At 71.2% G+C, this 11,990-nt stretch carries 12 protein-coding genes; 6 read left to right on the forward strand and 6 right to left on the reverse strand.

Translation table 11 applies throughout. From position 1 onward, the window contains the following. The first annotated feature begins 543 nt into the window (after positions 1-543). Positions 544-744, forward strand: coding sequence for a hypothetical protein (locus ACG10_RS17065; protein ID WP_089169130.1), 201 nt, complete (start codon positions 544-546; stop codon positions 742-744). On the opposite strand, the gene ACG10_RS17070 is transcribed toward ACG10_RS17065, so the two are convergent. Next, entirely contained in the window at positions 720-1,898 is a 1,179-nt protein-coding gene (locus ACG10_RS17070; protein ID WP_089169131.1) for a multidrug effflux MFS transporter, read from the reverse strand. The genes ACG10_RS17065 and ACG10_RS17070 overlap by 25 nt on opposite strands. A gap of 275 nt (positions 1,899-2,173) precedes the next feature. Here ACG10_RS17070 and ACG10_RS17075 point away from each other — a divergent pair, with 275 nt between their 5' ends. Continuing rightward, positions 2,174-2,812, forward strand: a complete 639-nt coding sequence (locus tag ACG10_RS17075; protein WP_039805824.1) for a TetR family transcriptional regulator — start codon at positions 2,174-2,176, stop codon at positions 2,810-2,812. A gap of 47 nt (positions 2,813-2,859) precedes the next feature. Here ACG10_RS17075 and ACG10_RS17080 read toward each other — a convergent pair whose 3' ends face one another. After that, positions 2,860-3,057 (reverse strand): heavy-metal-associated domain-containing protein, encoded by a 198-nt coding sequence (locus tag ACG10_RS17080; RefSeq protein ID WP_039805825.1) that lies wholly within the window; start codon positions 3,055-3,057, stop codon positions 2,860-2,862. 119 nt (positions 3,058-3,176) lie between these two features. Here ACG10_RS17080 and cueR point away from each other — a divergent pair, with 119 nt between their 5' ends. After that, a complete protein-coding gene (cueR, locus tag ACG10_RS17085; protein ID WP_039805826.1) occupies positions 3,177-3,593 on the forward strand; it encodes a Cu(I)-responsive transcriptional regulator in 417 nt (138 codons plus the stop codon). Positions 3,594-3,641: 48 nt separating this feature from the next. On the opposite strand, the gene bfr is transcribed toward cueR, so the two are convergent. Continuing rightward, on the reverse strand, positions 3,642-4,106 hold the full coding sequence (gene bfr / locus ACG10_RS17090) for a bacterioferritin (protein WP_039805827.1): 465 nt from the start codon (positions 4,104-4,106) through the stop codon (positions 3,642-3,644). Between the two features lie 211 nt (positions 4,107-4,317). Between bfr and ACG10_RS17095 the strand changes: the two genes are divergently transcribed. Further along, a complete protein-coding gene (locus tag ACG10_RS17095; protein WP_089169132.1) occupies positions 4,318-5,238 on the forward strand; it encodes a histone deacetylase family protein in 921 nt (306 codons plus the stop codon). Between the two features lie 58 nt (positions 5,239-5,296). Then, entirely contained in the window at positions 5,297-6,529 is a 1,233-nt protein-coding gene (locus tag ACG10_RS17100; protein WP_089169133.1) for a TIGR03862 family flavoprotein, read from the forward strand. 34 nt (positions 6,530-6,563) lie between these two features. Here the strand turns inward: ACG10_RS17100 and ACG10_RS17105 are convergent, their stop codons facing one another. From ACG10_RS17105 to hrpB, 3 genes are all read right to left on the reverse strand, one after another. Continuing rightward, entirely contained in the window at positions 6,564-7,889 is a 1,326-nt protein-coding gene (locus tag ACG10_RS17105; protein WP_089169134.1) for a DEAD/DEAH box helicase, read from the reverse strand. Positions 7,890-8,142: 253 nt separating this feature from the next. Further along, positions 8,143-8,874, reverse strand: coding sequence for an SDR family oxidoreductase (locus ACG10_RS17110; RefSeq protein WP_039805832.1), 732 nt, complete (start codon positions 8,872-8,874; stop codon positions 8,143-8,145). A 50-nt stretch (positions 8,875-8,924) separates the two neighbouring features. Next, the gene (gene hrpB, locus ACG10_RS17115) at positions 8,925-11,441 is read right to left on the reverse strand and encodes an ATP-dependent helicase HrpB (RefSeq protein ID WP_089169135.1); all 2,517 of its coding nucleotides are present in this window, start codon (positions 11,439-11,441) and stop codon (positions 8,925-8,927) included. Between the two features lie 105 nt (positions 11,442-11,546). Here hrpB and ACG10_RS17120 point away from each other — a divergent pair, with 105 nt between their 5' ends. After that, positions 11,547-11,966, forward strand: a complete 420-nt coding sequence (locus tag ACG10_RS17120) for a polyribonucleotide nucleotidyltransferase (protein ID WP_089169136.1) — start codon at positions 11,547-11,549, stop codon at positions 11,964-11,966. Positions 11,967-11,990: the final 24 nt, after the last annotated feature.

Below are 11,990 nucleotides of genomic sequence, written 5' to 3' on the forward strand. Positions count from 1 at the left end.
TGTGGGGGAATGGTGTTAGGGTCTGTTGACGTTTTGGCGTGAGCCGCGTTGCCGCGTAAAATGCCGCCAGGCAAGGCGCGGGTCGCCAGCAATGGTCATTCCCTTGCCAAGACCCGCAACGCCGCATGGCGGCATTTGCCGCGCAACCCGCAGGGACGGGGCCCGTCTGGCGCAGCACGGCGTCGCTCGTCGTTCATTTGGAATGACCAAACCTCTCTCCTCGTTCCTTGTTCTGCGCCAGACGGGCCGCCGTCGCGGCCTACGTCAAACGTCAACAGACCCTATGGCGACTCTGCGCCGGCCGGCTTAACACAGCCTTAACGATAGCCGGCCAGGATGACGCCGGGCCACCGCGACGAGATTCGAGCCTCAGCCAAATACGCCAAGCGCCTTCACCGAGGCGGCAGGACGACGGACAGACAATCCGCTACACGCTTCTCTTGCCCCGGATCATCCGGCGCGGCGGGCGGCAGCCGGAAGATTCCCGTAGAAGATGACGCCGAGCGCAGCCTCACTCCCCCGGCGACAGCAGAGGAGAAGACCATGCAAGTTATCGTGCAACCGATCGCCAAACCCCAGGGCCACTGGACGGTACGACTGGGCGCGCTCGCCGTGCCGTTTCGCAACGAACACGAGGCCCGCCAGTTCGCCAGCCGTCTGGAGAGCCGCCTGCAGGCGCCGCATCCCTGGCCGGGAAGCCGCGCGGCTGAGGACGCCGCTCAGGGCTTCCGGGTATCCAGCTGACCGCTGTACCAGGCGAGCACCGTCGCGACCAGCGCGCAAAGGCCGATCACCTGGGCCATGGGCAGCGCGCTGCCGTCGTGCAGCGCGCCGACCAGCGCCGCAGCCAGCGCCGCCACGCAGAACTGCAGGCTGCCCATCAGCGCCGAGGCGCTGCCGGCCTGGCTGCCCTGCCCTGCCAGGGCACAGGCGGCGGCGTTGGGCATGATCGCTCCGAGACTGGCGATGCAGACGAACAGCGGCAGCAGCAGCGGCCACAGCGCGGCGGGACGCGCCATCGCCACCAGCAGCAGGAGCAGCGCGCTGCCGGCATGCAGCCAGACCACCCGGCGCAGCCAGAATCCCGGGCCGCGCCAGCGCAGCACGCGGGCGTTGAGCTGGGAGACGAGGATGAAGCCCGCCGCATTGCTGCCGAACAGCCAGCCGTAGTGCTCCTCCGGCACGCCATAGAGCTCGATGAAGAGAAACGGCGAGCCGGCGATGTAGGCGAACATCCCGGCCATGGCCACCCCGCCGGCCAGGCTGAAGGTCAGAAACTCCCGGTCGCGCAGCAGCCTGGCGTAGTGCCGGAAGCCGTCGCCGAAGGATGGCCGCGGCGCATCGCCGGTCAGGGTTTCCGGCAGGCGCAGGGCCACCGCCAGGCCGGTCAGCGCGCCGAACAGGGTCAGGCAGACGAAGATCGACCGCCAGCCAAACGCCTGGAGCAGCAGCCCGCCGGCCAGGGGCGCGAGGATCGGCGCCAGGCCCATCACCAGCATCAGCCGGGAGAACACCTTCGCCGTGGTCAGCGGATCGCACAGGTCGCGCACCACGGTGCGCGCCACCACCATCCCGGCGCAGCCGCCGAGGGCCTGGGCGACGCGCGCCACGATCAGTTGCTCGAGGCTGCCGGCCAGGGCGCAGGCCAGCGACGCCAGACTGAACAACGCAACCCCGAAGAGCAGCGGCAGGCGCCGGCCGAAGCGGTCGGCCAGCGGCCCGTAGGCCAGCTGGCCGATGGTCATGCCGATGAAATAGGCCGCCAGGGACAGCTGGACCCGCTCCACATCGGTGCCGAAGGCGTTCGCCAGGGCTGGGAAGGCGGGCAGGTAGAAATCGATGGCCAGCGGCCCGAAGGCCGTGAGCGCGCCAAGGATCAGCAGCAGGGGCAGAGTCAAGTGGGCAAACTCCCTCCGCAGCGAAGGCTGCCACGGAATGTCTGAGGAGAACGGAAGGCGAACGATGCAGCGGCATCCAGCGGATGCCGCCGGCGATGCTGTTACATACACACGAGTTTGTAAACAGGATGTAAACAGGGCCTTCCGGTAAATAAAGGGAGGTAAACTCAGCAGAGTGCGGTCGGCAGCCCCGGATGGATTCTCTCGACCATGCGCAGCGCTACTGGCCAGGCCAATAACCAGCTTTCATCACCGCCATCCATTCAGAACACGATATGCGTCGAACCAAGGCTGATGCCGAAAAGACCCGCGAAAACATCCTCGCCACCGCCGAGCAATTGTTTCTGCGCAACGGCGTGGCCCATACCAGCCTCGAGCAGGTCGCCCGCGCCAGTGGCGTGACGCGGGGTGCGGTCTACTGGCACTTCCAGAACAAGAGCCATCTGCTCGACGAAATGCTCAACCAGGTCCGTCCGCGCCGGGAGCAGCTCGCCGAGCGGCTGAACGCCCCCACGGCCGGGCATCCCCTGCAGAACCTGCGCGACCTCTTCGTGGAACTCATGGCCGGCCTGGCCGGCAACGAGCAGAAGCGCAACCTCCTGACCATCCTGCTGCTGCGCTGCGAGTTCACCGACGAACTGAGCGATGCGCGGGAACGCCACACCGACTTCATCAACCACTTCATTGCCCTCAGCGAGGAGCAGTTCGAGCGCGGGCGGGCGCGCCTGCGCCCCGGCATCAGTCCGCGCCTGGCGGCACGCCTGCTGCATGCCACCCTGATCGGCATGCTCAGCGACCGCCTGCGCGATCCCGGGCTGTTCGATACCCTGGCCGAGGCGCCGGCGATGATCGACACCCTGTTCAGCGGCCTGCTCGTCGACTGGCAGATCGCCGAACAGCGCGCCTCCGCCTGAGGCCACGCCGACCATCCGCCGGGCACGGACGGGCGGCGCATGCCCGCTCAGGCCGGCGCCACCTCGTAACCCTCCTCGCGGATCGCCGCCATCACCTGCTCGGCAGGCAACCGGCTGAGCACCTGCACCTCGCCGGTGGGCAGGTCCACCTGCACCTCGGCCGCGGCGTCCAGCGCCTGCACGGCCTGGGTGACGGCCCGCACGCAGTGACCGCAGCTCATGCCCTTCACTTGAAACTTCTGCATCGTGACGCTCCTCTGGAGTATGTTTGCCCGCAGTGTCAGGCTTGCCACCCTGACAAGGTCAAGCCTCCGGGAGGAGCCGGCGCGGCGGCCAATCGGCAGCATGCAGGGGAACACTACCGATGAACATCGGCCAAGCAGCGAAGCGCAGCGGTCTGTCCGCCAGGATGATCCGCCATTACGAGGCCATCGGCCTGATCGTCCCGGCCGGACGCGGCGACAACGGCTATCGCCGCTACGCCGAGGCCGACCTGCAGCGCCTCGCCTTCATCAAACGCGCGCGGGATCTCGGTTTTTCCCTGGAGGAGGTCGGCCGGCTGCTCGACCTCTGGCAGGACCGCCAGCGCGCCAGCGCCGAGGTGAAGGCCCTGGCCAGCGCGCACATCGCGGCGCTGGAGCGGAGGATCGACGAACTCGCCAGCCTGCGCGACACGCTGCGGGAACTGGTGGAGCACTGTCGGGGGGACGAGCGCCCGGACTGCCCGATCCTCAGGGAACTGGCATCGGGCTGCTGCACCGGAAGCCAGGGCCCGTCCTGACGACAGGCCCTGTGCGGGGGAGGCTCCGGCCGACGGCCGGAGCGGGACTCACATCTGCGATTGCAGGTAGTTCTGCAGGCCGATGCGGTCGATCAGGCCGAGCTGCTGCTCCAGCCAGTAGGCATGGTCTTCCTCGGTGTCCTTGAGCTGCGCCAGCAGGATGTTGCGGGTGACGTAGTCGCCGAGCTGCTCGCAGAGGGTGATGCCGCGGGCCAGCTCGCCGCGCACGTGGTACTCCAGGGCCAGGTCGTTGCGCAGCATCTCCGGCACGGTCTGCCCCGGGTTGATCGGCTCGGGACTCATGTCCGGCGTGCCCTGGAGGAACAAAAGACGCTGCAGCAGCGCGTCGGCATGCTGGGTTTCCTCCTGCATCTCGTGATCCAGGCGCTCGTAGAGCTTGCTCAGACCCCAGTCGGCGTACATCCGCGAGTGCAGCATGTACTGGTCGCGCGCCGCCAGCTCGCCGCGCAGCAGTCCCTTCAGATAATCGACGACTTGCGCCTGCCCCTGCATTTCAACCCCCGGTTCTCTATCGGTAAAAAAGCGCGCAAGGATCCGCATTGAGCGCCCCTTGGTCAAGTCCGGCCTCGCGCCGGGCTTTTCTCCAGCATAGCGCCAGAGGATGACCGGGAAAACCCGCACCGCAGGATTAGCGGCCGCCGGCGACCTTGAGCCGCAGCGCGCCAGCCGGCGATACTCCGGGTCCACCCCGCGGAGCTTCGCCATGTCCCTGCCGCTGGTCTACCACGACGAGTACAGCCCGCCCTTCCCGGACGGCCACCGCTTTCCCATGGAGAAGTTCCGCCTGCTGCGCGACCACCTGGTCGCCAGCGGCCTGACCAGCGACGGCGAACTGCGCCGCCCCGAGCCCTGCCCGGCGGAGATCCTCGCCCTGGCCCACGATCCGGCCTACATCGAACGCTACTGCAGCGGCGCGTTGAGCCGCGAGGAGCTGCGCCGCCTGGGCCTGCCGTGGACCCCGGCGCTGGCGCGGCGCACCCTGCTGGCGGTGGGCGGCTCGCTGCTGGCCGCCGAACTGGCGCTCGAGCACGGCCTGGCCTGCCACCTGGCCGGCGGCACCCACCACGCCCACTACGACCACCCCTCGGGCTTCTGCATCTTCAACGACCTGGCGGTGATCGCCCGCTACCTGCTGGCGAGCGGGCGGGCCGGCCGCGTGCTGGTCTTCGACTGCGACGTGCACCAGGGCGACGGCACCGCGCGCATCCTCGAAGACACCCCGGACGCGATCACCGTGTCGCTGCACTGCGAACAGAACTTTCCGGCGCGCAAGGCCAAAAGCGACTGGGACATCGGCCTGCCGCGCGGCATGGGCGATGCCGACTACCTGAAGGTGGTCGACGATGCGCTGAACTACCTGCTGCCGCTGTATCAGCCGGACATCGTGCTCTACGACGCCGGGGTCGACGTGCACCGGGACGACGCCCTCGGTTATCTGGAACTCAGCGACGCCGGCCTCGCCGCCCGCGACAGCGCCGTGCTGCGCCACTGCCTCGAGCGCGAGATTCCGGTGCTCGGCGTGATCGGCGGCGGCTACGACCCGGACCGTGCGGCCCTGGCGCGGCGCCACGGCATCCTCCACCACAGCGCGGCGCGCCTCTGGCGGGAGCTGGGCCTCGGCTGAACCCGCTGCGCCGCCGGCGGAGTAGAATGCGCGCCCCCTCTCCCGCCCCGGAGCCAGCATGTCCGACGTCACTTCCACTCCCGCGGTCGCCATCATCGGCGGCGGACCGGCCGGCCTGATGGCCGCCGAGGTGCTCAGCCAGGCGGGCCTGGCAGTCGAGCTATACGAGCGCATGCCCTCGGTCGGACGCAAGTTCCTGCTCGCCGGCGTGGGCGGGATGAACATCACCCACTCGGAGGCGCGCGAACCCTTCCTGTCCCGCTACGGCGCGCGGCGCGAGGAAATCGGCCGACTGCTGCAGGACTTCGACGCCGAGGCGCTGCGCCAGTGGGTGCACGATCTCGGCATCGACACCTTCGTCGGCAGTTCCGGGCGGGTGTTCCCCGCCGACATGAAGGCCGCGCCGCTGCTGCGCGCCTGGCTGCGGCGCCTGCGCGAGGCCGGGGTGCATATCTACACCCGCCACCGCTGGCTCGGCTGGGACGCCGACGGCGCCCTGCGCCTGAGCGGCCCGGAGGGCGAGAAGAGCATCCGCCCCGCGGCCTGCCTGCTCGCCCTGGGCGGCGGCAGCTGGGCGCGACTCGGCTCGGACGGCGCCTGGGTGCCGCTGCTGGAAGCGCGCGGGGTGAGCGTCGCGCCCCTGCGCCCGGCCAACTGCGGCTTCGAGGTGGCCGGCTGGAGCGCGCACCTGCGCGAGCGCTTCGCCGGCGCGCCGCTGAAGCACGTCGGCCTGCGCCTGGGCGACGAGCCGGCGCGCCACGGCGAGTGCGTGCTGACTGCCGGCGGCGTCGAGGGCAGCCTGGTCTATGCACTGTCGGCGGCGATCCGCGAGCGGATCGAGCGCGACGACCGCGCCACCGTCTTCATCGACCTGCTGCCGCAGCACGAGCCGGCCAGGGTGCTCGCCGCCCTGGCCAAGCCGCGCGGCTCGCGCTCCATGGCCAGGCACCTGCACGGTCAACTGGGGATCGACGGGGTCAAGGCCGCGCTGCTGCGCGAGCTGGCGCCGGCCGCGGCCTTCGCCGAACCGGCGCGGCTGGCCGGGCTGATCAAGGCGCTGCCGCTCGAGCTGCTGCGCCCGCGGCCGCTCGACGAGGCGATCAGCAGCGCCGGCGGGGTGCCCTTCGAGGCGCTGGACGAAAACCTGATGCTGCACGGCGTGCCGGGAACCTTCTGCGCCGGCGAGATGCTCGACTGGGAGGCGCCCACCGGCGGCTACCTGCTGACCGCCTGCTTCGCCAGTGGCCGCACCGCGGCCCATGGGCTGCTGCGCTGGCTGGAGCGGCGGTAGAACTCCGGCGCACGCGCGCCGGGTTTCACCCGGCCTACTTCTTCTTCGCAGGCGCGCTCAGGTTGGGCATCTGGCGCACCGCTTCCACCGCCGGCCGGGCCTTGTCGTCAAGCAGGTCGCCGAGGTGGACGCGGCTGTTGCCGCCGGCCCCGGGGATCAGCTTCTGCTTGGGCTTCTTCGGCTTCTTCAGGATCGCGCCGCCCAAGGCGGTTTCCGGCACCCGGTGCTCGGGGCTGAACTCCGGCTCCTCGTGGCGCGGCAGCAGCTGGCGGATCAGCATCTCGATGGCGGCCAGCTGTTCGACCTCGTCGGCGCAGACCAGCGAGATCGCCTCGCCGCTGGCGCCGGCGCGGCCGGTGCGGCCGATGCGGTGCACGTAGTACTCGGGGGCGACCGGCAGATCGAGATTGACCACCAGCGACAGGCCCTGGATGTCCAGCCCGCGCGAGGCCACGTCGGTGGCCACCAGCACCTGCAGTTCGCCAGCCTTGAACTGCTCCAGGGCACGCAGGCGCGCCGGCTGCGGCAGGTCGCCGTGGATCGCGCCGGCCCGGTAGCCGCGCTGCTGCAACTCCTCGGCCAGCCGCTCGACGCCCTTGCGGGTCCGCGAGAAGACCAGCACCTGCTCCCAGCGCTCGCGCTCCAGCAGGTGCAGGAACAGCTCGACCTTGCGCTTCTTGTCCACCGGGATCAGCCACTGATCGACACTCGGCGCCGCCGAATTGGGCGCGCTGATCTCGATGGTCAGCGGATCGCGCAGCAGACCGGTGGCGATCTGGCGGATCTCCTCGGAGAAGGTCGCCGAGCACAGCAGGGTCTGGCGCTGCTTCGGCAGCAGGGCGAAGAGCTCGTCCAGCTCGCGGGCGAAGCCCAGGTCGAGCATGCGGTCGGCCTCGTCGAGCACGAGGATCTGCAGCCGGTCGAAGCGCACGGCGTTCTGCCGGTACAGATCGAGCAGCCGGCCGGGCGTGGCCACCAGCACGTCGAGGCCCGGGCGCAGCATCATCATCTGCGGGTTGATGCTCACCCCGCCGTAGGCCACGGCGGTGCGCAGCGGCAGCTCCATGCCGCAGGCGCGGATGCTGCCGTGGACCTGCTCGGCCAGCTCGCGGGTCGGCACCAGCACCAGCGCGCGCACCGAATTGGCGGACACCGGCGGGCCCTCCAGGGTCAGCCGCTGCAGCACCGGCAGGGCGAAACCGGCGGTCTTGCCGCTGCCGGTCTGCGCTGCCACCAGCAGGTCGCGACCGGCGAGCAGCGCAGGAATCGCCTGGCGCTGCACCGGCGTGGGCAGGATGTAACCGAGTACGGGCAAAGTCCGCAAAAGAGGCTCGATCAGGCCGAGAGAGGCGAAGGTCATGACAGGCCACCAGTATGTAAAGGCGCCATTTTACCCGCAAAATTTGCGTGGTTGCTCGAAAAGTGGGCAACAAGCGGAGCGGCGCCGGACGAAAAGGACAGCAGACGACGAAACGGAGCGATTATTCCACGGCCGGCCGAAATTCGAAGGCCGACTTCAAGGGCGAAAGCCGTGGCGGGTGCGCATGTTCATATCCTGTCCCGCCGCCGCCGGCAAGCCTCCCCCCTCCTCGCCCCCCATCCGTCCCGCCCGGCTAGCGGGCAAGCCGCGCCAGCAGCCGGGCGCGCCAGTCGCCGCCGGAGAGCACCAGCAGGTGGCGGCGGCGCAGCGCGCCCTGGAAGATCGCCTCGGCGATGTCCTGCGCCGTGGGCGGGCGGTCCGCCCCGAGGTCGCCGGCATGGGAACCGGTACAGACCAGCATCACGTTGACACCGTCCGCCGCGACCTCGAGACGCAGCGCCTCGAACAGCCCGAGCAGGGCCTGCCGGCTGGCGGCCACGGCGCCATGGCCGGGACGCGAGGCGGCGAAGGCCGTCAGCGCGCCGGCCACGACGATCTGCCCGCGCCGCGCCAGCAGGCTGGGCAGCGCCGCCCGGGCGCAATGCAGGGCGCCGAAGAAGTTGACCGCCATGACCTCGCGGAACACCTCCGGCTCGGTGTCGAGGACGGCGCCACGCCGGCCGATGGCGGCGCAGCAGACCAGCAGGTCGATGCCGCCGAAGCGCTCGCCGACCAGCGCCACGGCGCGCTCCACCGCCTGCGCATCGCTCACGTCGCAGGACAGGCCGAAGGCCTCGGTGTTGTGGTGATCGGCCAGGTGCTCGACCAGGCTGTCCAGCGCCAGCGGATCGAGGTCGAGCAGGGCCAGCTGCGCGCCGGCCTGCGCCAGGCGCACCGCCAGCGCCCGGCCGACGCCGGAGCAGCCGCCGCCGATCAGCGCCACCTGGCGCTCGAACACCCTGCTGGCAAAGAGCTTGCGATGCATGGCGTCTCCCCTCGCGCCCGCGCCCTTCCAGCATAGTCCGCCGGGCGCCGCTACTTTCGCGGCCTGGCCCGCGCAGTGGGTTCGGCGATCAGCGGATCATCCGGCCAGTAGTGCTTGGGATAGCGACCCTTGAGGTCCTTCTTCACCTCGGCGTAGGTGTTGGCCCAGAAGCTCGCCAGGTCCTGGGTGACCTGCACCGGCCGGCGCGCCGGCGACAGCAGGTGCAGCTTGAGCGCCAGCCGGCCGCCGGCGATGCGCGGCGTCGCGGCCAGGCCGAACAGCTCCTGCAGGCGCACGGCGAGCACCGGCGGCTCCTCGGCGTAGTCGAGGCGGATGCGCGAGCCGGACGGCACGGCGATGGCGGTCGGCGCCAGCTCGTCGAGGCGTTGCGGCAGCGGCCAGGGCAGCAGGCCGGCGAGGATGCCGGGCAGGTCCAGGGCGGCGAAGTGGCTGAGCCGCGAGACCCGTCCGAGGTACGGCGCCAGCCAATCCTCCAGGCTCGCCAGCAGGGCCGCATCGGACAGGTCCGGCCAGTCGCTGGCGCCCTTTTCCGCCAGGTCGAGGCGGCGCAGCAGCGCCACCCGCGCCTGCCACTGGCGCAGCTCGGGCGTCCAGGGCAGCAGCTCCAGGCCCTTGCGCCGCACCAGGGCGACCAGCGCCCGGCCGCGCGCCACCTCGTCGAGCCCCGGCAGCGCCTGGCGCTCCAGCACCAGTTCGCCGATCCGCCGCTGGCGCTCGGCGCGCAGCACGCCCTCGCGCTCGTCCCAGTCCAGCTCGTCGCGCACCGTCACCTGCTCGGCAAGCACGCCGTCGAACAGCGCCGGATCGAGGTCGGCCGCCAGGTAGATGCGCTCCTCGCGCTGCCCCTGGCGACTGCCCAGCTCGGCGACCACCAGCCAGGCGTGCTTCATCAGCGCATCGGGCTCGGCGAACAGCGCGGCGCGGCCGTTGGCCAGGCGGTATTCGCCGCCGCCGGGGCGGCGCTGGCAGGCGATGCGGTCCGGGTAGGCGAAGGCCAGCAGCGCGCCGAGCCAGCGCGGATCGTCCGGATCGGCCACTTTCTCCTGCGCCGCCTTCGGCAGCAGGCCGCGGTACTGGCGGGCCAGCTGGCGGGCACGCTGCACGCCGCCCTGGGCGCTGCGCCCGGCCCGCTCGGCGCCGCTCAGCAGGGCCAGCCGGCTGTGCAGGTCGGCGCCGGCGCCGCGCAGGATGTCGCGCTCGCCGAGCAGTGCGGCGACGTCGCAGGCCAGCGTGCCGAGCCCCAGCGCCTGGCCACGCAGCAAAAGGTGCGCGATCCGTGGATGCGCCGGCAGCCCGGCCATCGCCTGGCCGTGGGCGCTCAGGCTGCCGTTGGGGTTGAGCGCGCCGAGCCGCGCCAGCAGCTCGCGGGCCTGGGCGAAGGCGGCCGCCGGCGGCGCATCGAGCCAGGCCAGCTCGGCTGGTTCAACGCCCCAGCGCGCCAGCTGCAGGGCCAGCCCGGCGAGATCGGCCGCAAGGATTTCCGCGCTGTCGTGGGCGGCCAGCTGCTCGTGCTGGGCCTGCGACCACAGCCGGTAGCAGACCCCCGGCTCCAAGCGCCCGGCGCGGCCGGCGCGCTGGGTCGCCGAGGCGCGGGAGATGCGCTGGGTGTCCAGGCGGGTCATGCCGCTGCCGGGGTCGAAGCGCGGCACTCGCGCCAGCCCGGCGTCGACCACCACGCGCACGCCGTCGATGGTCAGGCTGGTCTCGGCGATATTGGTGGCCAGCACGACCTTGCGCGTACCGGCCGGCGCCGGCTCGATGGCGGCGCGCTGGGCGGAAAGCTCCAGCTCGCCGTGCAACGGGCAGAGCAGGATCTCGCTGCGCCCGGCCAGCGTCTCGGACAGTTGCTCGTGCAGGCGACGGATCTCCGCCTGGCCGGGCAGGAACACCAGCAGGCTGCCGCCCTCCTCGTCGAGCGCCTGCAGCACGGTCTGCAGGACCCGCGGCTCGAGCCGCTCGCCGGGCTGGTACGGACGCCCCCAGCGGATCTCCACCGGATACATGCGCCCCTCGCTGCGCACCACCGGCGCCTCGTCCAGCAGCGCGGCGAGCCGCTCGCCCTCCAGGGTGGCGGACATCGGCAGCACCCGAAGCGGCGTGTCGCGCAGCAGGGCGCGGCCGTTCAGGGTCAGCGCCAGGGCCAGGTCGGCGTCCAGGCTGCGCTCGTGGAACTCGTCGAAGATCACCAGGCCGACGCCCTCCAGCGCCGGGTCGTCCTGCAGGCGGCGGGTGAGGATGCCCTCGGTGACCACCTCGATGCGGGTGCGCGGGCCGACCCGGCTGTCCAGGCGGATGCGGTAGCCGACCGTCTCGCCGACCTTCTCGCCCAGCTCGCTGGCCAGGCGCTCGGCCGCCGCCCGCGCGGCCAGCCGGCGCGGCTCGAGCATCAGGATGCGCTGCCCGGCAAGCCAGGGCTCGTCGAGCAGGGCGAGCGGCACGCGGGTGGTCTTGCCGGCGCCGGGCGGGGCCTCCAGTACGGCTTCGTGGCGCAGGGACAGGGCTTCGCGCAGGGCGGGCAGGACGGCGTCTATGGGTAGCGGATTCATCGGGCACTCCAGGCAGGGGGCCGATTATAGGGCCCGCCACCAGCAGTGGACGCCTGTCACGGAGGCCTTGCTATAGTTGCCGCGGACAACCATCAGGACAGTTTCATGCACACCCGAACCCGCATCATGGGCGGCCTGCTGGCCGTCGCCCTGACCACCCAGCTGAGCGCCTGCGGCAGCATCTTCTTTCCCGACCGGCGCGGCCAGATCGACGGCCAGATCGACTACCTGGTCGCCGGCCTGGATGCCGTCGGCCTGCTCTTCTACATAATTCCGGGGGTGATCGCCTTCGCCGTCGACTTCACCACCGGCGCCATCTACCTGCCGCCGGGCGAACGCTACTCGGTGGCCCCGGAAACCCTGCGCGACACCCTCGACGCCGACGGGCGCGTCGACCCGGCACAGCTCAGGACGCTGATCGAGCGGGAAACCGGCCGCGTCCTGCCGGCGGGCGAATTGCGCGCGCTGCCGCGCGAGGCCAGCCTCGAACAGCTCGCCGCCCTCGGCCTGTCCCCGGCCGCCTGAGTCCGCCGCCGGCTCCGGCGCGGC

The sequence above is a fragment of the Azotobacter chroococcum genome (assembly GCF_002220155.1).
GTDB lineage: Bacteria > Pseudomonadota > Gammaproteobacteria > Pseudomonadales > Pseudomonadaceae > Azotobacter > Azotobacter chroococcum.